At 52.9% G+C, this 20303-nt stretch carries 10 protein-coding genes and 6 pseudogenes; 7 read left to right on the top strand and 9 right to left on the bottom strand.

What is annotated here, in order from left to right:
* Window positions 1-292: 292 nt before the first annotated feature.
* From NL64_RS27015 to NL64_RS27005, 4 genes and pseudogenes are all read right to left on the bottom strand, one after another.
* Window positions 293-943 (bottom strand): response regulator transcription factor, encoded by a 651-nt coding sequence (locus tag NL64_RS27015; protein WP_034151117.1) that lies wholly within the window; start codon window positions 941-943, stop codon window positions 293-295.
* Between the two features lie 173 nt (window positions 944-1116).
* Window positions 1117-1389, bottom strand: a pseudogene (locus tag NL64_RS31245) (lecithin retinol acyltransferase family protein).
* 345 nt (window positions 1390-1734) lie between these two features.
* Window positions 1735-7218 (bottom strand): trifunctional serine/threonine-protein kinase/ATP-binding protein/sensor histidine kinase, encoded by a 5484-nt coding sequence (locus NL64_RS27010; RefSeq protein ID WP_034151116.1) that lies wholly within the window; start codon window positions 7216-7218, stop codon window positions 1735-1737.
* A gap of 266 nt (window positions 7219-7484) precedes the next feature.
* A pseudogene (locus NL64_RS27005) lies at window positions 7485-8407 on the bottom strand (LysR substrate-binding domain-containing protein).
* 376 nt (window positions 8408-8783) lie between these two features.
* Here NL64_RS27005 and NL64_RS27000 point away from each other — a divergent pair.
* Entirely contained in the window at window positions 8784-9176 is a 393-nt protein-coding gene (locus NL64_RS27000; protein ID WP_034151115.1) for a response regulator transcription factor, read from the top strand.
* A gap of 230 nt (window positions 9177-9406) precedes the next feature.
* Complete coding sequence (locus NL64_RS26995) at window positions 9407-10606, top strand: NAD(P)/FAD-dependent oxidoreductase (RefSeq protein ID WP_034151114.1); 1200 nt, start codon at window positions 9407-9409, stop codon at window positions 10604-10606.
* 375 nt (window positions 10607-10981) lie between these two features.
* Here the strand turns inward: NL64_RS26995 and NL64_RS26990 are convergent.
* Window positions 10982-11185: pseudogene (locus tag NL64_RS26990) on the bottom strand (group II intron reverse transcriptase/maturase); the annotation flags it as partial.
* Between the two features lie 338 nt (window positions 11186-11523).
* Between NL64_RS26990 and NL64_RS31240 the strand changes: the two are divergent.
* Both NL64_RS31240 and NL64_RS26985 read left to right on the top strand, forming a co-directional pair.
* Window positions 11524-11645 (top strand): annotated as a pseudogene (locus NL64_RS31240) (hypothetical protein); the annotation flags it as partial.
* Between the two features lie 211 nt (window positions 11646-11856).
* Entirely contained in the window at window positions 11857-13290 is a 1434-nt protein-coding gene (locus NL64_RS26985; RefSeq protein ID WP_034151112.1) for a catalase, read from the top strand.
* Between the two features lie 417 nt (window positions 13291-13707).
* On the opposite strand, the pseudogene tnpC reads toward NL64_RS26985, so the two are convergent.
* Window positions 13708-14892: pseudogene (gene tnpC, locus NL64_RS26980) on the bottom strand (IS66 family transposase); the annotation flags it as partial.
* A 16-nt stretch (window positions 14893-14908) separates the two neighbouring features.
* Window positions 14909-15316: an IS66 family insertion sequence element accessory protein TnpB gene (tnpB, locus tag NL64_RS26975; protein WP_253277118.1), complete on the bottom strand. Its 408-nt coding sequence runs from the start codon at window positions 15314-15316 to the stop codon at window positions 14909-14911.
* A 34-nt stretch (window positions 15317-15350) separates the two neighbouring features.
* Between tnpB and NL64_RS26970 the strand changes: the two are divergent.
* Window positions 15351-15740, top strand: a pseudogene (locus tag NL64_RS26970) (IS630 family transposase); the annotation flags it as partial.
* A gap of 364 nt (window positions 15741-16104) precedes the next feature.
* Here NL64_RS26970 and NL64_RS26965 read toward each other — a convergent pair.
* Window positions 16105-17361 carry an OprD family porin gene (locus NL64_RS26965; RefSeq protein ID WP_034151110.1) on the bottom strand — a complete coding sequence of 419 codons (1257 nt, stop codon included), beginning with the start codon at window positions 17359-17361 and terminating at the stop codon, window positions 16105-16107.
* A 297-nt stretch (window positions 17362-17658) separates the two neighbouring features.
* Window positions 17659-18636, bottom strand: coding sequence for an IS5 family transposase (locus NL64_RS26960; RefSeq protein WP_034151109.1), 978 nt, complete (start codon window positions 18634-18636; stop codon window positions 17659-17661).
* A 342-nt stretch (window positions 18637-18978) separates the two neighbouring features.
* Here NL64_RS26960 and NL64_RS26955 point away from each other — a divergent pair, with 342 nt between their 5' ends.
* Together NL64_RS26955 and NL64_RS26945 are read left to right on the top strand one after the other, a co-directional pair.
* On the top strand, window positions 18979-19176 hold the full coding sequence (locus tag NL64_RS26955) for a hypothetical protein (protein ID WP_034151108.1): 198 nt from the start codon (window positions 18979-18981) through the stop codon (window positions 19174-19176).
* Window positions 19177-20026: 850 nt separating this feature from the next.
* A complete protein-coding gene (locus NL64_RS26945; protein WP_080758150.1) occupies window positions 20027-20302 on the top strand; it encodes an ABC transporter permease subunit in 276 nt (91 codons plus the stop codon).
* The last annotated feature ends 1 nt before the right edge of the window (window position 20303 follow it).

Raw genomic sequence — 20303 nt, 5'->3', positions numbered from 1 at the left:
CCGACCACACAAGCAATGGATGCCGTACCCGACGCCTGCGCGAAAAAGTGACTGGCAATCTACGTTCATATTGGTCATAGAGTTTAGCGTCGAAAGATTATCGCTGACAACGCGTCGGGATCCACCCGCCAACTCAATCGAGCAGTCATCAGCGTGCGAAAGTTGGAATTGCAGAAGTAACCATCCAGGTCCTCTACACGCGAGAGGCTTTGACCTCAATGCTAGCTAAGGATGGGTAAATAGGGTCATTGGGATGGACAAAAAATTAGATATGACTCAAAACTGAGATTGATTAGCGACCATGCCCTGCCCCGAGTAGCTCCGCCATTCGAACCAGGTCAGCAAAGGATTTTGCATGCATTTTTTTCATTGAGTGAGCACGGTGAATTTTTACGGTAATCTCGCTCAAGTTCATTTGCCCTGCGATCTGCTTATTCATCAGGCCTTTGGCCGCAAGGGCCATCACTTCTTTTTCGCGAGCTGTCAGTGATTGATAATTGTTATGCAGTTCTGAACGCTGATGCTCGACTTCCCGGCGTCTGACATCGGCTTGAAGTGCGCCCGAAACCGCGTCTAAAAGATCCTGCTCACGGAATGGTTTTGCCAAAAAATCCACGGCACCAGCCTTCATCGCTTTGACGGACATCTCCATGTCCCCATGGCCGGTAATAAAAATAATGGGTATGTGCGTGTTTGATTCAGCTAGTTGCCTTTGGAAGTCCAAACCGCTATTGCCTTGAAGTCGCACATCAAGGACCAAACAGTTGGCGCTATCGGTCTTCGGTTGCCGAAGAAATTCCGCGGTGGACGCGAACGTCTCAACTCGTATCCCGGCCGATCGCAAAAGGTTGCTTAATGCATCGCGAATGGAAGCATCGTCATCTACCACGTAAACAATAGAGCCTTTACTGCCCGGCTCACTGGATGAGTGACTGCCGCTCATGCGCGATCCTCGGTAGAAATGGCTTGAGAAAAGTGTAGCACAGCCCTTCATCCCGGCAGGGAGCCAAGGCAACAACTGGATAGGAGGTCGGGAAGGTACTATACAATAAAGTTTGGTCCCAGCGCTGCAATAAAGGAAAAGAGATATCGTGGGGAACGGAAAAAGGCATTGACTTAGACGCTGTAATTTCTTCCTTCAATGCACCAACTGCAAAAATGCTCGCAGTTATTTGAGAGGATTCGGTATTTATTCTCCCCAACTCTAGAACGAGCCCTAATGACGATTTCATTGTTGGAATACTTACACTGTTTTTAATATATCCAGACGAGCTTTCCATTGGCAAAGCTTTCAAGCTCAGTCACTTCGATCGGACTAGGTCTAAAAGCGCTGCTAAATCTAGAATAATGAGCAACGCTCCCACCGCCAAGATAAATCCCATGATGCATATAAAATTTTCGCGGACTCACCAAGTGCGAGCCTATCGGCAAGCTGTTTTTTCCGCTTTCGAGATTGACCAATTGTAGTTGCTCAACGTGCAACGCCTTTCCATCTCTGAGTTTGTAAAGTGACAGCACATTCGGGCAACCGAAAAATCTGTTTTGATCAGACTCAGGCAAAAAAAGCAGCGTTACTTTAATTGATAAAAAACATCGACTGTCTTGGCTGTTAAGTTTTTCACGATCAACCCTCCGCAACCCTTGTTTGCAATATATCGCTGGGATTGCGGAGTTACATTTGTACATGTGATTAATTTAACCGCACATGAATATAAACCCTCTAAAACGTTTGTATTAATCCTGATGCCGAGGGAACATGAATTGGACGGTAGCGCCTCGGGGCTGGTTGACTCCTGCCCACATACGACCGCCATGCGCCTCGACGATCGAGCGACAGATCGACAATCCCATCCCCAGGCCTGCGGATTTGGTGGTGTAGAACGAGGCGAAAACCCGATCAGTACTTTCCGGCGCGAACCCAGGCCCCGAATCAGCCACGCTCACGAGCACACCGCCCGCCTCGCCCAACACCGTGCAAATGTTCAATTGCCGTTCGCCTTCGGTCACTGCGCTCATCGCCTCAAGTGCATTCATGATCAGGTTGAGCAGCACTTGTTGCAGTTCGACACGGTCACCGTCGATCAATGGCAACGCATCCGTGAGTTGTGTCCGGACCGATGCACCAGTCTTTGTGATCTGGCCACGGGTGAACTCGATCATCTCGCGGATTGCCGCATTGATATCCACCAGCCCCTTTTGCGGTGGCACTTTGCGGATATGCTGACGAATCCGTCCCAACACATCTGCCGCGCGATTGGCATCGGAGATGAGACAACCGATTACCTTCCGGACCTCGTCGATTTCAGGCGGTTGGGTGCTCAGCCAACGCAGGGCGGCATTGGCGTTGAGGATTGCCGCGGCGATCGGTTGATTGACCTCGTGGGCAATCGAGGCCGCGAGTTGCCCCATGGTTGCAACTCGGTTCGCGTGTGATAAATCTGCCTGTACCTCTCGATATTTCCGTTCGCTGTCGCGAAATTTCTCCTCCGCCTGCTTGCGCTCCGTCAAATCGAGCATGAACGCGACACCTTCCTTGCGGCTCGCTTCGAACGAGGCCAACCCGACGATGACCGGTAGGCGGCTGCCATCCTTCCTGAAGTATTCCTTCTCGTACGGACGGGCGTAGCCGGTCTGTACTGCCTGCGCCAGGGAGCGCTCGCTGAGCTCACGAAACTCCGGCGGAGTCAGATCGTTCCAGCGCAGGCGGCTAGATGCAAGATCCTCTCGCTCATATCCCACCATACGGAGAAATGCGTCATTGGCCTCGATAATGTCACCGTCGGCATTCCAGAAGAGGATCCCGATGATGTTGGCGTCTACAAGGCGCCGGATCTTTGCTTCACGCTCTGCAACCTCGCGGTACAAGCGAGCATTTTCCAGCGAGATAGCAGCCTGTGAGGCCACCAGCTTCAACACGGCCATTCGGGCCGGGCTAAACACGCGGGCGGTGAGGTTGTTTTCGAGGTAAAGGGCGCCAACGAGCTTGGCCTGGTTCATCAGCGGCAGGCAGAGAATTGAGCGGGCGCGATGCTGATGAATATAAGGGTCTGTGGCAAACGGGGACCCGGCGACGGCATCATCCAGCACCACGTTCTCCCGGGTGCGCAGCACATGATAAAGAATGGACTCCGGCAGCAGCACCGCACTGACTGGTGTATCGCGCAGCTGTATTGAGTTGTCACCGGCGGTCACTTGCGCGGCTATTCGATGCCCGCCACCATCCGAAAAAATCAACAGGCCGCGTTCCGCTCCGGCCTGTTCAATAGCTGTATGCATGATCATGTCGATCAGCTTTTCCAGAACGATTTCGCCCGATACGGCCTGAGACACCTTGAGTACAGTGGCCAGATCGAGATGTTCGACTGGCGCTGCCATCGTAGTCGTCGGGGCGAGTGCGTGCTCTTCGGCCCTGAGTAAAGGATATTTCGCCTCAAGCTGTCGCACCTTGCCATCGGCACCCCAGCGTCGGTAGCCGTAACGGGCATCCTGCAAATAGACGAGGGCGATTTTGCCAAGACCACGCGCCGCGTAGAAACGTGATGCGAGCTCATTGGCCAGCGCCTCGATATGGACAAAGCCGTTCTCTTGCGCCGAATTTATGGCTTGTTCGTATAGCAACTCGGCTTCAATCACGCGTCCTTCAATCCGGGCGATTTCGGCACCGACCAACGCAGACCGACTGGCGAAATTCTCCGAGCACTGTTGCGCCCAGACTTGCATTTGCTGATGATCTGCCTCCATTACAATTAGGTGCTGCGCATGCTCGTCCATCGGGACGCGGTCGCACCAGGCCGCCCTGGCTAGCGCGTCATAGAAGAAATACTCGGCTTCTTCGTAGAATAGGTAGGACGTCCAAAGTAACTGATGTGCCTTTGCAGCCGCTTCCAGGGCTGCGCCAGGATCATCGGCCATGTAACGGGCCTGTAACTTCCGGACCCAGTACCAACATTCGGCCAGGGCAAGGTCCGGGTTGCTGGCCAGATGAATTTCGAAATCCATCTCAGTAAACGCTTCATCGTCAAAGTACCCAAAAGTTGGTGTCAAGCCTCGCAGCATGCGTATCAGAGCGAGTTGCGTACCGATGAAATCGACGACCAAGCCGAAGCGCACCTTCTGAGCGTAAGCCAGGCCACGTTCAGCCTCGCTTTGCACCTGTGGCAACGGCTCACCGGCAAAAAGTGAGTCGGTTGCGAGGCTGTTGCCCGCATAAGCACCATACGGCAGATCGCCCGACCGGTTTGCCGCAACAAAGGAACGAAGCAACAGATCGCGACATTGCCCCACGGGCTTCATCCAACGTACGGCAAAATTCGAAAAGCAAAGATAGGTGCTGGCTTCGAATCGATTCAGCCCCCGTCGTTCGACAAGATCACAGCCGAGTTGGCCAAAGCGGAAGCCATCCTGATAATCACCGAAACGTCGCCCGGCGACTCTGAAGGCATTGGCGTAGTGCACACAGGAGGCATCGCAGTTGCCCCATTCGAGGCTGAGACTGATCGCCTTGCAGATCAATAGGCACGTCAGATTCGCATCCGTCTGTAACGCCGGAGGAAAAAGCTTGCTCAACGCGCTGATGGTCATGAGGTGAGCCACATTCTCCATCAGCGGCAAATCGATGAGATCTTTAATTGCCCGTGCCCCCAGTTTCGACCAGATTTGCTCGTACTCCTGACGCACTTCGTCGTCGTCCGGATGGGCTGACCAATCGATACCGACATGCCGCAAGTAATCCAGGCAGACAGCTACTGCGCCATCACTCCGATCGAGGAGTAAGTAAACGTCCATTTGCAGGCACACGACGCTGGCTCTTTCGATAGTGCTCGTGGCGCGCTTCGATAGCGCCGTCAGGCGCATGTCAGCAGCCGAAAGTTGCCCGGTCAGGAGCTCGCACTCGGCCCGGTTCAACCCAAGAGTGAAGACAAGTTCATGTCGATGCTTCCAGCAGTCTTCGTCCAACAATTGCGCGCCGATGGTGAGATAGTTCAGTGCTGATGCATAAGCTGTTGATGCCTTGGCGCGCTGACCGGCAATCAGGTTGAACTCAGCTAACTGCTCCCGCTCGCTCTGATCGGTGAGCAATCCGGCCCCTCGATTGAGCTGGCCGACGATCTCAAAGATCGCCGCCTCCCGTCCTTGCACGGGCGTTTGCGCCGCGAGCAACCGCCCAATCCGTAGATGTGCTTCGGCCCGAAATTCCTCGGGGATCAGTGAATAAGCGGCTTCGTGAATACGGTCATGGACAAAACCATAAGTGCCCTCCAACCTCTCGACCAGTTCCAGGCGAATCGCTTCCCACAGTACCGTGCGGATCTTGGTCTTCGGGACGCCCAGAACAGTTGAAAGCGTGGAGATCCCTGCGACGTTTCCCAGGCAAGCCAGCTGCTGCAATGCTCGCTGTGTTTCTGTGGGTAAGCGGGTCAGCTTGTCGACCATCAGGTCCACGACATTGTCGGTGTAACCCTTGGCATGGATGCGATCCGGATCCCAGCGCCACTGTCGGGTGTCATGGTCGAAGGACAGCAACTGCTCATCAGCGAGGGCCTGCAAAAACTGGATCACGAAAAACGGATTGCCTGCCGTTTTGTCTAGCACCAACTGCGCGAGAGGCTCGATGCGCCTCAGCTCATCATGTAGAGAATCGGAGACCAACTGCTCAATATGCGCCTTGGCGAGTGGTGCCAGCATGATCTCATCAATTCGCCCACCCGCGTTGCGAATGGCGTGAAGTTTTTCCGTAAGCGGGTGTAATGCATCCACCTCGTTGCTGCGGTAAGCCCCCACCAGCATCAGGTGCCGTACATCCGAGCTGACCAATAGATCCTCCAATAGATCGAGCGTTGCCGCATCAAGCCACTGCAGATCATCGAGAAACAGGGCAAGAGGATGCTCTACACGGGCAAATACGCCGATAAACTGCCGGAACACTAGCAGGAAACGCCGTTGTGCCTGCTGAGGTTCAAGTGGCGGAACCGGTGGTGGTTCGCCAATGATGAGCTTCAGTTCGGGAATGAGATCAGTCATTAGTCGCGCATTAATGTCCAGTGCGCTGTGCAGTGCTTCGCGCCATTGCGCCAGTTCCTTATCGGGCTTACCCAACAACATGCGCACCAGACTTTGGAAAGCCTGAACCATCGTCGAATAAGGAATGTCGCGCCGGTATTGATCAAACTTACCGGTAGCAAAAAGCCCTCGCGGCGGCACCAATACCTTGTGCAACTCATTGACCACCGAGGATTTGCCGATTCCCGAATAGCCGGTGACCAAAACAAGCTCCGGAGTGCTGCTCGATATGATCCGATCGAACGCAGCGATCAGGGTATTTACCTCACGTTCGCGACCATAGAGCTTCTCGGGAATCAGCAGGCGATCGGATTGACCGTGCTCGTCCAAAGTGAAGGCATTGATCTGGTGAAACCGCTGCCAGTCTGCCAAGCATCGTCGAAGATCATGTTCAACACCAGCGGCCGTCTGATAGCGGTCTTCAGCGGTCTTGGCCAGCAGTTTCATGACGATATCGGAGAGTACCTCGGGGATGGATTCGATCCGTTCGCTGGGGGACAGCGGTTTTTTGGCGATATGGCAGTGCACCCACTCAATCGGGTCCGAAGCCTTGAATGGTAACGAGCCGGTCAGCATCTCGTAGAGCGTGATACCGAAGGAATAGAGGTCACTGCGCGAATCAATCGAGCGATTCATCCGCCCGGTTTGTTCAGGTGCCATATAGGCAAGCGTGCCTGCGATGGTTTCGGGCACGTGACGCTCGCGTGGCAACCGTGAGGTCAGACCGAAACCGGTGAGCCGAGCCTGCCCATCGGTGCAGTTCACCAGGATATGGCTGGGCTTGATATCTTTGTGGACGAGCCCGCGCTGGTGGAGTTTGCCCAGCGGCGCTGCAACGCTGATTGCAAGCCGCAAAAAAGTGGCCGTCTCCATGGGCGAGTCAAGCAACTGCAGCAGCGGAATGCCACCAGGATCCTCGAGCACCAATTGCACCTGCCCGCCTTCGCGTACTAACTCAATCGGTCGTACCGCCCAACTGGCCTCGAGCTCTTCCTTCAGATCCAATTCATGAGCGAGACGACCAAGGCAGGCGGGAGACGGTTGATCAACAACTGGCCGAGTAACTAGGACACTGCAGTCGCAGTCTGGATGCGGATGTTGCTGCCGGCAGAAGATACGCTCACCGTCATCCCATAAAATCTGCGCGTGGTTATTCATAGGCGTGTGAACAATAAGTGGTTTCTTATATGCCGCACTTTGCCGTCGGGCTATCGTCCAGTGTCACGCCGAAAATGCCGATACCGCTCCATGAGGGCGGCTTCCGTGGCTGCGGTTGGATGCCTGATGTTTGTGATTTCCCAAAACATCCAGAACGGGCCGTTTTACCACGAAGAGTGTAGCTCTTCGTGGAAGCCCTTCAAGTTACTTCATTGTTCTACTCGTATGTGACAGACCGCAGCACGCAAAACACTGTGCCGCCGTGTTCAAGCCAGGGCCACGGAGGGCCTCTGCTGCTGGCCAAGATGACGACAGAAATACGAGCGTAGCCAGCTTTCGCGCGGATCGTTGTGAAATGCGCCACGCCAGGGTATGGACAAGTCTGGCGCCGGTAGCTCCACCGGAGCAATCTCTACGCGTATTCCTTCCAGTCGCTCAACGGCGTGGGCGACGTAGTCCGGTACAATCGCAAGCATGTCGCTTCCCTTTAACAAAGCAGGCAAGGCACTGAACTGCGGCACTGCCAGCACCACTTTTCGCTGTCGCCCTACCAAACCCAAGGCATGATCGGCATCATCGATGATATTGCCCATCGAAGACACCACCATAAGAGGTCGTCTGCAAAACTCATCCAGATCCAAGGGGCCCGGGGCGAGTCGGCGCGAAGGAGCATCGGCAGCATCGGCCGAAGGCACTTGCAATGAGCGCTGGCTGGTAACTCCTGCACCAGACTGATGCCCGATTTCGCCGGAGGCAAGCAATTGCGGCAATTACCGCTGATCCACCCTACGCACCAGAAGCGTGATATTCGGCGCCTCATCCCGCAGATGCCTCATCAAGGATGGAAGTAGCGCGTACTCGACATCATCGGAAAGTCCGACATGGAAAGTCCCATCGCTGGTCTGCGGATCGAATGTCTGAGTGCAACTCTCGCCACGGCGGTCCCTTCCAGAGCAGGTGCCAGTCGCGCGTGGATCTCCTCTGCCCCGCCAGTCGGCTCCATCACCCGACCAGCGCGAATGAACAGTGGATCGTTGAACATGGAACGCAGTCGTCCGAGCGCGCAACTGATGGTGGTCTGCCCGAGGAACAATCGCTCTCCGGCCCGGGTGACATTGCGTTCACACATCACCGTTACAAAAAACACAAGCAGATTGATGTCAGCATGTCGCTGGTCATTTCTGTGCACTTTGTTCGCCGCTGGGGTAGTGGAAATCGAACAACAACTCGCCGTGCATCCAGAGCCGCTGGAGGCCAGCGATGCAACTCAAGTTCATTCAAGCCAACGGTGAGAGGTCACTTGCACCTGGGTACAGCTTGGGTATCCCTTGGTTGGGCGCCGTAGCACCAGGGTATGCCGCTTGAAGGAGAGGCTGTTGCTTGATCCGTGCCATCAACAACACCTAAGCAGGCGATAGCAATGGCGAAGCACAGGCGTTGGATCGATTGGTAGCGTTCAATATCAACCCTTTGGTTTTAGTGAACTATACATAGGTATAACTATTCCACCTTATAGGACCGCGTATCTTGTAAAAACGACATGCTCTGTCATGGAGCTCTTTAAAATGGATAAAGATATCAACATGCGCAAGACAACATTCATTGCAATAGTCGATGACGAAGACTCATTTCGAAAAGCCTTGGAAACTTTACTACGTTCCAGCGGGTATAGCATACGAGCCTACTGCAACGCGCGGGAGTTTCTGAGCTCCACCAACTCTGGCGAAATACACTGCCTGATTTCTGATATCCAGATGCCGGAGATGAGCGGTGTAGAGATGTGTGAACAGCTCATTGCGATGGGCATACGTATCCCTACGATTTTCATCACTGGTTACCCCGCAGCGGCGCCGCATATTACTGCTGCCACTCCTAATCTGATTGCCTGCTTACCTAAGCCGTGCGACGCGGATAGACTCCTGAACTGCGTAGAAACCGCCCTCCGCCAACAGCCCTGAAATCAGAGCAGCCCCTCTTGTAACACCTTCGTATATATCAACCCCACTGACGTATGGTTTGGTTGAACCGATGTAGAAGTGAGCCGAGAAAAATAGTCCGTATCATGAATTCACAGCGGACGACTCGCTGCAACGAAACAAAGTATCTTCATTTTGGTACCCGGATATCGTCCCGCCAAACCTGAAGAACAACTTCATGTTTATTGACCACTTCTTCTGAGGAACAAACCGTGAAACAGCAAATTCTGGTTATTGGCGCGGGGTTCGGTGGTGTATGGAGTGCGTTAAGTGCCGCCCGCTTGCTGGACATGCACAATCGCAAGGACGTGGAAATCACCCTAATGGCACCTCAAGCGGAATTGCGTATTCGTCCCCGGTTCTACGAACCTGACGTGCACAAAATGTTCGCACCGTTGGATAACTTGTTCGATCTGGTCGGGGTGCGCTTCATTAAAGGTTCTGCCGAGCTTATCGACGAACAGGCAAAAGTCGTTGGTTACCGTGATGAGGCAGGTCGCCAAGGTACGGTTGCCTATGACCGATTGGTGCTTGCATCGGGCAGCCAGTTAGCTCGCCCATCCGTGCCAGGTCTTGCTTCTCATGCCTTCGACGTTGACCAGATTGAAACGGCGGTGCATCTCGAGAACCATCTGAAATCCCTCAAGAACAGGCCCGAGAGCGTAGCCCGAAATACCATAGTAATCGCTGGCGGAGGTTTTACCGGAATCGAGACTGGCACCGAAATGCCAGCACGCCTGCGATCCATGCTGGGTAACGATCAGGCCATTCGCGTGATCATCATCGACCGTGCGCCTGAGATTGCCGCAACGCTGGGTGACGGAATTCGGCCTTCGGTTATAGAAGCGTCTAAAGAACTGGGTATCGAATGGGAGGTCAACGCGAGCGTCGCTGCGATTGACGCCAATGGAGTCACCCTCGCTGATGGTCGCCGTATTGAGAGCCAGACTGTGATATGGACTGTTGGTTTCCGTGCCAGTCCGTTAACCGAACAGATGACCAGTGCCCGCGACAACTTGGGACGCCTGCATGTCGACGAGAACTTGAGGGTGTTGGGCCAAGACCACGTATACGCGGCCGGCGACGTTGCTTATGCAGCAACCGACGATATTGGCAATTTCGCGGCAATGTCCTGTCAACACGCGATTTCCCTGGGTCGATATGCCGGGAACAACGTCGTCGCGGATTTGATCGGTGTCTCGCCAGTTCCCTACCGTCAACCCAAGTATGTGACTTGTCTCGATCTCGGTGCCTGGGGAGCGGTATACACCGAAGGCTGGGATCGCCAGCTTTCGTTGGTGAAGGAGCCAGCCAAGGAGTTGAAAACGCAGATCAATACCCAATGGATCTACCCGCCAGCTGATCGTGCCTCCGCCTTGGCTGCTGCCGATCCGCTGATCCCGGTAGCCTGAGGCCCAATCCTGTATAGGGAGTCCGTGACAGCATAACGGGCGCCCTTCTTACAATCTCGCGACCATTTGAGAGAGCTGACCATGTTCGCTTTGCTCAGCATCCCCCAACGTATCCTCAAACTGACCAGATACTTGCTGATTGGAGTCATGGTGTTGGCGCTGATTGAAAACTGACCCTGCCGATTGAAAATGTGAATAAGCTTAGCAGTAGTGTCTTGGTTGAAGACGCATCGGGCCCCACCGCACGCAGGCATGCGGCAGGGTGTTTATGGTGCAGATCAAAACGGTTCATCGTCCTCGATACCCTCTTCATCCTTGCGCTTTCGTTCACGCGATTTACGTTTGCCACCTGTGTTCGACAGCTGCGGCGAAATGCGGCTTCCCTTTCTGCTGTCGGCATACGAGTCCACCTGACATCGTCCCCGCTTCGAGATAGCGACTGATCAGCATGAGCACCCGCATGTCTTCGATTTGACGTTCGATATACGCCAGCAATACATCGTATTTGACCCGATCAAAGAAATTCTCCAGATCGTGCTCTAAACACCAGCGCTGACCCGCTGCGACTTGGTAGCGAGCAAAAGCGCCAACAAGGGGCACATTGAGACCGCCATCATTGATGGCCCCCATTGGGCATTTGATGTTTATCATGCTTGAACTGATGTTGTTGTTTGAAAGTACGACGCGCAGGTGGCCGCGGGAAGGTAGCTACAACAAAGCCAATCCGGTTTTGAGATGGAAAAATCACGCCCAATTCACAACTTTTAACATGCCTACCCATTAAATTTTTACATCTTTTAACGCGCATGTTTCGCGAAATCTCGTGATTATTCCTGTAGAGCACAACGAGTGGTCGCCAGATGAACACCGTGATTAAAAGCCCAGCCTAGAACTACAAGGATGTCCGCCAATTCGTTGTGGCGACAGTGAGCTGGGGCGTCGTGGGGATGGCGATGGGGTGTGGATCGCCTTAGAAGTGGTATGGCCCGAGAGGAACCTCGGCCTGCCGTGGACTACGTTCGGCCGCTTGCGCCCGTTGCTCGCCACTGAAATTCACCCCAAAAAGCGCGAACAAGGGGTCCATTGAGACCGCCATCACTGATGGCCCCCATTGGGCATTTGATGTTTGTCATGCTTGAACTGTTGTTTGTCTCGATTGGGTGGTTTTCAGCCATTGAGAAGACGAAGTTCTTCATCGTTGTCGATCGCTGGCACCACCGGTACACACTCTGATACTTAAAGGTGGCCACATGAAAAAGCTCACAACCGCGTTTGGCGCTCCTGTTGTTGACAATAACAATACTCAAACGGCAGGCCCGCGCGGCCCTGCCCTTCTACAAGACGTTTGGTTGTTGGAAAAACTCGCTCACTTCGACCGTGAAGTGATCCCCGAACGCCGAATGCACGCCAAAGGCGCCGGTGCCTATGGCACCTTCACTGTTACGCACGACATCACACGCTACACCAAAGCAAAACTGTTCTCGCAAATTGGCAAGCAAACACCGATGTTCACGCGCTTCTCGACGGTCGCCGGCGAGCGCGGCGCGGCAGATGCGGAACGTGATATCCGCGGCTTTGCCATGAAGTTCTATACCGAAGAAGGAAACTGGGATTTGGTGGGCAACAATACTCCAGTGTTCTTCATACGTGATCCGCTGAAATTCCCCGATCTGAACCACGCCATCAAGCGCGACCCGCGCACCGGACTACGCAACGCCAACAACAACTGGGATTACTGGACTTCGCTACCTGAAGCGCTGCATCAGGTCACCATCGTTATGAGTGACCGTGGCATACCTTCCAGCTTTCGACATATGCACGGTTTCGGCAGCCACACCTTCAGTTTCTTGAATGCCGCAAACGAGCGCTTCTGGGTCAAGTTCACACTCAAGACCCAACAAGGCATCAAGAATCTTTCTGACGCCGAAGCTGCGCAGCTTGTTGGCGGTGATCGTGAAACGCACCAGCGCGATCTGTATGAAAGTGTCGAGCGCGGCGACTTCCCGCGCTGGACTTTGTTCATCCAGATCATGCCCGAGAACGAAGCCAGCACCTACCACTTGAACCCATTCGATCTGACCAAGGTGTGGTCGCATAAGGACTACCCGCTGATCGAAGTTGGCGTAATGGAACTGAACCGTAACCCGGAAAACTTTTTCGCGGAGGTGGAACAGGCCGCGTTCAACCCCGGCAATATCGTGCCAGGTATCAGCTTCTCGCCAGACAAAATGTTACAAGGCCGGCTGTTCTCCTACAGTGACGCGCAGCGTTATCGTCTAGGCGTAAATCACTCCCAGATCCCAGTCAACAGTCCGAAGTGTCCTGTTCACAGCTATCACCGCGATGGCGCAATGCGTGTGGACGGCAACATGGGCGGCTCAATTTCTTATGACCCGAATAGCTACGGAGAATGGATAGAACAACCTGAGTTCGCTGAGCCGCCGCTGAGCATCGAAGGTGCTGCCGATCACTGGAACCACCGAGTGGACGAAGACTACTACTCGCAACCGGGTAGTCTGTTCCGCCTCATGACACCAGAGAAGCAACAGTTGCTGTTTGAAAACACCGCGCGGGCCATCAACGGCGCCTCACTGATGGTGGTCGAGCGGCACATATCCAACTGCAACAAAGCTGATCCAGCCTATGGTGCAGGAGTTGAGGCTGCGATTGCTCGTCTGGGGTAAAATCTGAGTTACAATTTCTAGGCGCCGGGCCAAAAGCATGGCGCCTTGTTTTTTACAAACCCCGCGTCTCACACCGAAGTTCAACCACTGATCTGACCACGAGGTCTGGAGTCAACGGCATACCCCCTCTGTGGCCAAGCCTGTTTATACCTAAGGCGCCAGTTCAAAACGAACCATATCGTCGCCCCGGAAATGGCCGATGCCGGCTGCAGGAAAAGATAATTAGCAAAAAGAGGATCATTAATATTTGATTACAAGTAGTGGCTTTTGGCTTTTATCATAGAAATCATACGACCCTTCTCCAATGAATGGATTCAAGAAATAAAATGGGAAGCGCTATGCGCTCCCACCCACGCTCACCATGCAGATCAGGCAAGCGGATAATCAAATTCCTCTAGGGAAGGTCTGAAGTACGGCGTTTTTCAACTGGGATAGGATCGGTAGGCTCTTTTCCTGGCGATTAATAAAACGCTGTTCATCGCTGGTGTCCTTGAGTTCGCGCTCAATGCCGTACAGCTTGTTGATCATCGTCAGCGCGATATCAGCACGTCCCGTCTTGCCCTTGGGTTGCACTTTTTGCGCGTCGACGAACTTGCGCCGGGCATGGGCCATGCACGCCAAACGTTCCACGCCCGGTTGCAATGCCAACGCGTTATATCCCGCGTAATCATCGGTCATGACATAGCCGCGATAACTTTCCAGCAGGCGCAACGGCACGTCCTGCGCACGGCTGGACGTGTAGTCGAACAGCACGACTTTTCGGTCTGGCGGCCCGCTGGCCTGCACCCACATCCAGGATTGGCTGGTAGGGTCTCGATCCGGTTCCTTCAGTACCTGGACGCGGGTTTCATCACAGTGGATGACCGGGCTTTCCAGCAATCGGTCGCGCATCAAATTCAGCAACGGTTGTAAATGCTCTCCGCACTGGATAACCCAGCGAGCGAGGGTCTGACGCGGGATATCGATACCGTGTCGGCTCAGCACCGTTTCGAAACGATGCAGCGGTAAGCCATCAACATACTTGGTGGTCAGCAACATTGCCAGTACGCTCGGACTGGCCATGCTCTTTTCGAACAACTGAGCAGGTTTATCAGCAGTGACCGGAGCCGTTTCACAACCACGGCAGCCGTAGACTTTGCGGATGTGTTTGATCACTCGGATCTGCATCGGCACGATGTCCAGCTGTTCGCTGGTTTCTTCACTGATCACATGCTTGCGGCAACCGCAGACACAGGTCAGTTCATGTTGTGGCAGTTCGTGGATGACTTCGATACGCGGCAGATCAGCCGACAGTGGCTTGCGTTTGCCACGACGTGGAGTCGGAGCAACCACTTCTTCGTCAGCGTCGCCGATTGAAGGCATCGGCTCGCTTTCGGGCTCGTTGAGCAAGGCCAACTGCGGAGTGTTGGGCTCAACCGTTTGCTCGGACTTACGACCAAATATACGGTCACGCTACAATTTGATCTGTTCTTTCAGATCAACGATATGAGTCTCGTAAGCCTCTTTGACTTCCTGATCACGTGCGCGCGCTTCGTACGTATCAAGCAGCATCTGCTTGAGAAGCACTGGGTCATCAGGAAGGTTGTCGGGCATGGATGGCATGCCCGGATTATACCTGTCAGGCGACAAATCTTGGAGTCAAAACCTGATGTGGACGGTTGCGCCACAGGTCAAAACCGTCAAGCAACCAGTTCAACTCCTGGACGCTAAGCACGATGACTTCGTCGGTGGCCTCAGGCGATGTTTTAAATCGCTCGGATTCCAGGCGCTTGAGCCAAAGGCAGAAGCCGTTGCGGTCCCAGTAGAGAATTTTCACCCGGTTACGGTGGCGATTCAGAAAAACAAAAAGCACCGGGTCGAACACAGCGACTTTGATATCCAGCTCGACCAGAGCAGCCAGCCCGTCGATGGATTTTCGGAAGTCCACGGGCTTGGGGTAGAGGTACACCTTTTCGACTTTGGCGTCGGGTCGCATCATGAGCTGCTGGCTCCAGAAAAGAATCGGGAGCAAAGCATTGCGGATCAACAGTTGGCTTTGAATGTGGTGTTCATGGATCGGATACCGTCATCAAGAGTGGTTGGCCTTCCTCAAGAAGATCAACAAGCAGACACCCAAGCATCTCCAGCTTCATCTGATCGTCGATAACTATGCGACGCACAAGCACGCCGCCGTGAAAGCCTGGCTGGCAAAGCACCTACGTTTCCATATGCACTTCACACCGACGTCGAGCTCTTGGATGAACATGGTCGAACGGTTTTTTCGAGACATTACGGTGTATCTACGAGACGGTAGTTTTGCCTCGGTGCGCGAGCTGGAGGGCTCGATAACAACGTTCCTGGCACTACGAAATGCTCAGCCGACCCGGTACGTTTGGAACGCAAAGGGAGAGGAAATATTGAGCAAAATCCAACGGGCTCGCGAGGCGCTTGAGATCATGCAAATAGAGTAAGTTATTTCGAGAACAGCACACTAGTATTATCCCGATCCTAGCCACAATACAGGCGATGATGGTGGCATGACGGCCTTGGGCTGATTACCCGGATATTGATCAGCAAATACCTCGATCACCTTCCGTTGTACCGACTTGACCAGATCGTCAGCCGAGCTGGGTGTGTGGCTGACGAATATCGATAGCAAGGTATCATGACTCAAATGCTTGAACCTTTAAAAGGCAAGTATCCCCCATATTGCACTTGGCTGTGTCATCAACAAAATTTCAATGTGCGAAAAGAGTGTGTTGAAGGGCGCAAATTTTAATACTTGGCACCCATTCAAATTAAGGCGAAAGCGCCCGGCTAAGCCAGCGCTAGTGTTCAGAGTAGATCCAGTGGGTATTCAATAAACGCTCGGACCTCATTCAGGTTGGGGCCGACATCACGATCTGTACGGTATATTGAGTTACGCAGTTTCAGCGACAAGTCCTTTAACGTACCGTCCTGCACGACGTATTTGACCTGATTAAAGAATTCACGCTCGGTGCCATCCTGTTCGCCACCGGAATCAATGTTGCGGCCCCTTACATAGGCGGTTTTATAGGTGAGACCTGGAAGACCGAAATCCGCAAAATCTAACTCGTAGCTCAACTGCCAAGACTCTTCGTCTTTCAAGTTGAAGTCAGAGTAGTAAGAGTTGGCGACGTAAATAGTGCTACCACCATCGCCATAGTCATAGGCGTAGCCTGCATCACCACTATTACGCTGATGAGCGACGATGAAGGCATGAGCGCCAATACTGTACTTAGCTGCCAAGCTCCAGATGGTGTTGGTATCGTTGGTTCCATCACCACCAAAATCCAATGCAGCCTGGGCCCCATCATCATAATCCGTACGGTAAATGTTGAAGTCGAAGTTCAGAGACTGAGCTTCAGCAACGGGTGCCGTATAGTTGATGTTACCGTAGTACTTCTTGTAGGTGTCCTCTACATCTGAGTGGTAAACAGCGACGCTTAATGCATCATTGACGATGTAGCTACCGCCGACTACATCGATACTTTTCAGACGGTTTGGATCACGCGCTGGGTCACCCATTGGACTGTCGGCGGTGAACCGACCAGCATTCAATTCCAAGCCGTCGATTTCTTTACTGGTGATCAAGGTGCCAGTGAATGCTTGGGGTAGCAGTCGTGAGTCATCATAAGCCAGTACCGGTATTAACGGAAATTGATTACCGTACCGCAATACTGTATTGGATATACGCAGTTTTAGTAAGGCACCCGCCTCTGAAAGATCATCGACCGGTCGACCATCACTACCTGTATCGAAAAATGCTGTGTAGTTACGACCGCGCCCACTATCTAGCTTAATGCCTAGCAGCCCGTAAGCATCCACACCAACCCCGATAACGCCTTGGGTAAAGCCAGACTGGAAGGTACTAATGAATCCTTGGCCCCAAACCTTGGCATCGTTAGTATGATTTTTGTAATCTCGATTGAAGTACGCATTGCGTAACAGCAATTGAAGATTACTATCTTCAAAAAACCCATTAGAATCGGATTGTTCACTAGCAAACGCGGAAGACGTGCTTGCGGAAAACACAGCGCACGCTATTGCGAGATGTTTACGATTTAACATGAGTGCTCCTAGTAACGACTTACATAATAATTGGTTTTGGTAGGGGCTAAGTTTTTTTAGAACAGCGGTTAAACTGCTGCTGGGGAGCTCTTATTTTTAAATCTAGCCTTGAACGCGGCAAAGCAGAGAATATAAAAAATATTCCGCCTCTAAGGAAAGTCTGAAGTAGTCACCGATGTTTTGATCCCCCTTCATTGGGCGCTCAAAAAATCGGTAACCTGCCAAAAATCAGGCTTTGGCGCTTTTTAATTCATGTCTTTTCCTTGAATCGCACCTTTTCTCGGTGCATTTCGCGCATCACGGGCGCACCTCTCCTGCATTCAACAACCGCTTTCGCACCATCCACAGATTCGACAGCGCGAACAACGTCGTCTGCTGAGCGATGTTTTTCGCCAGACCACGAAAGCGCACTTTCGTATAACCGAACTGGCGCTTGATGACCCGAAACGGATGCTCAACCTTGGCCCTGAGCTGGGCCTTGGTGTATTCGATTTTGCGACGCAGACGACCGATCAAACTCTCCTTGTCGTGCTTTCTATAGGTGCTGGGCCGCGCCGCAATCGACCAGATCATCTTGCGGTTCTGGTGCTCTGGACGCTTGTCCACGCCCGTGTAACCCGCATCGCCAGACACGTACGTTTCCTCGCCGTGCAACAACTGATCGACCTGGGTCACATCCGCGACATTCGCCGCCGTGCCCACCAGGCTATGGGCCAAGCCGGATTCGGCATCGACACCGATGTGCGCCTTCATTCCAAAATAGTATTGGTTTCCTTTCTTGGTTTGATGCATTTCCGGATCACGTTTGCCGTCCTTGTTCTTGGTCGAACTCGGCGCGTGAATGATCGTCGCATCGACCACGGTGCCTTGGCGCAACAGCAAGCCTCGATCGCCCAGATAACCGTTGATGACCTGCAAAATCCCACCGGCCAGTTCGTGTTTCTCCAGCAGGCGGCGAAAGTTGAGGATCGTTGTTTCATCGGGAATCCGATCCAGATGCAGCCCCGAAAACTGGCGCAGGATCGTGGTCTCGTAAAGGGCTTCTTCCATCGCCGGATCGCTGTAGCCGAACCAGTTCTGCATCAGATGAACCCGCAACATGGCCAGCAACGGATAGGCCGGACGACCACCGTCGCCCTTCGGATAATGCGGCTCGATCAAGGCAATCATACCCTTCCAGGGCACCACCTGATCCATCTCGATCAGGAAGCGCTCGCGGCGGGTCTGCTTACGTTTTCCGGCGTACTCGGCATCGGCGAAGGACATTTGTTTCATCGGGCTCAACCGTTCAGTTCGTGTGAGGCGAGTATTTCACCAAATCTGGAAGTCTTTTTCAGAGTTTCCTTAGATCTCGGTATATGCAAGTTGAATGCAACTACTGAACAGTGATAATGTCATCAGTCAGTGATTAGGTTGCGTCGATACGATAGGTTTTTAGGCGGTCACTTGAAACATCCAATTCCTTATAAAATCGCCATACCAATATCTTTAATGGGCTCGAAAAAATAAAATTTGGTCACCTTGTTTTTTTAGGTATTGGGCGTTTCATGGTGGTGTTCATACGAATATCCTGACAACTCAAGCCACATATCGTGGCGCTACTAGGAAGGCGTTCTCATGAATAAACTTATCGTTGCATGCAGTCTTTTCTTGTCCGTATTGAGTTCTTTGGCTTTTGCTGAGGATGGCGCCGATAGATTGCATGAGAAAAATGAAATTCACGTGCAAGAAGCCCAGGCCGCAAAACAAAAGGCCAAAAACGAGACTCAAAACACAGCAAAATCTTGCGTTGAAGCTAATTCTAAAAACAGCTGATAAAAATTAGCTTAAGCTTCATAAACCACAGCCTAGCCCTTGCAATGATGTGCGAGGGCTTTTTGTTGGGCCCATTAATTAGCTCGTACGGCTCTCATAGATCCCTGTTCGCACTTCGATAGACATATAAACCATCCAATCTCAGCCTAGCTTGTTTTATAGTCGACAAACAGTATCTGTACATTTTCGGCAGAATTTTTTTTGCCACAAACAGTTCAACTATGATGGGCCAGTTATTTATTTACGGTCTAATTGGCGTTTTTTTAGGACGCGTGCTTAATTTTCCAAAAAAAAGACCCGCTAAGGCAAGCCGGGTCGAAGGGAGCAACCTTGTAGTACTACCGGCAGTATTTCGCTGATAATTTGTGCGGGAATATCAAAAATCGCTGCGCAAGCTTACTCGGTAGTAGTGGCATAAAAACAGATCGCTTAAACGCCGCTCGCCTCAAGTTACTCGCCGACGCCTCCCAACTCAAACCCCAATATGACATTTTTTTACTAGTCCAATGACAACGCACTAAATATTGCAAAAAAACCGGCGCCCGGTGAGGTCGGCGCTAATTGCTGCGCGGCAGTGCATCACCTTGGACAGGTGCACCCTGGAATAACCGAGGTGTTTGGCCAATGCTGTCACGATCATTTTGATCTCAGACAGTACGTCCTCGCGGAGCCCCTTCCCTGGGTGGGGAGGATTTTGCTTAGGCATCTGTCGTTGTCCTGTGAGTGGTACTCGGGGTAATTGATCTGCTTCACATCAGTGCCAATATCCCCCCAGTTGACTGACACGCTGCCCCACCAGAAAGCGGTCAACTCACCCTTGAACGGGCACAGGCGCATACCCGGTTCATACATGTTACCTGGCACCTTTGCGATGTCCTGCGCGGACCTGTTGACGATTCTGAGTTTGCGTATCGGCCTTATCGTCGGCGGCTCGGTGACGGTGGAGTATGTATTTGCCCGGCCGGGATTGGGGTCACTTCTGATCCGCGCTTTGGCGCAGCGTGACTATCCGCTGATCCAGGGCTGCCTGCTACTCCTGGCTATTGCCGTCATGCTCGGCACGCTGCTGGGTGATCTGCTGCAAGCCGCGATGGATCCGGGCCAACGCGAGGACTCCACACAATGAC

This window comes from Pseudomonas fluorescens, assembly GCF_000802965.1.
Taxonomy (GTDB): Bacteria; Pseudomonadota; Gammaproteobacteria; order Pseudomonadales; family Pseudomonadaceae; genus Aquipseudomonas; species Aquipseudomonas fluorescens_A.
The sequence above is the reverse complement of the archived record's forward strand: the minus strand, read 5'-3'. Positions and strand labels throughout refer to the sequence as shown.

Excerpts from the sequence above, each read along its gene's own strand:
- NL64_RS27000 (WP_034151115.1), top strand. The coding sequence starts at position 8,784 with ATGGATAAAGATATCAACATGCGCAAGACAACATTCATTGCAATAGTC.
- NL64_RS27015 (WP_034151117.1), bottom strand. The coding sequence starts at position 943 with ATGAGCGGCAGTCACTCATCCAGTGAGCCGGGCAGTAAAGGCTCTATT.
- NL64_RS27010 (WP_034151116.1), bottom strand. The coding sequence starts at position 7,218 with ATGAATAACCACGCGCAGATTTTATGGGATGACGGTGAGCGTATCTTC.
- NL64_RS26965 (WP_034151110.1), bottom strand. The coding sequence starts at position 17,361 with ATGTTAAATCGTAAACATCTCGCAATAGCGTGCGCTGTGTTTTCCGCA.
- NL64_RS26960 (WP_034151109.1), bottom strand. The coding sequence starts at position 18,636 with ATGAAACAAATGTCCTTCGCCGATGCCGAGTACGCCGGAAAACGTAAG.
- NL64_RS26985 (WP_034151112.1), top strand. The coding sequence starts at position 11,857 with ATGAAAAAGCTCACAACCGCGTTTGGCGCTCCTGTTGTTGACAATAAC.
- NL64_RS26955 (WP_034151108.1), top strand. The coding sequence starts at position 18,979 with ATGAATAAACTTATCGTTGCATGCAGTCTTTTCTTGTCCGTATTGAGT.
- NL64_RS26945 (WP_080758150.1), top strand. The coding sequence starts at position 20,027 with ATGTTACCTGGCACCTTTGCGATGTCCTGCGCGGACCTGTTGACGATT.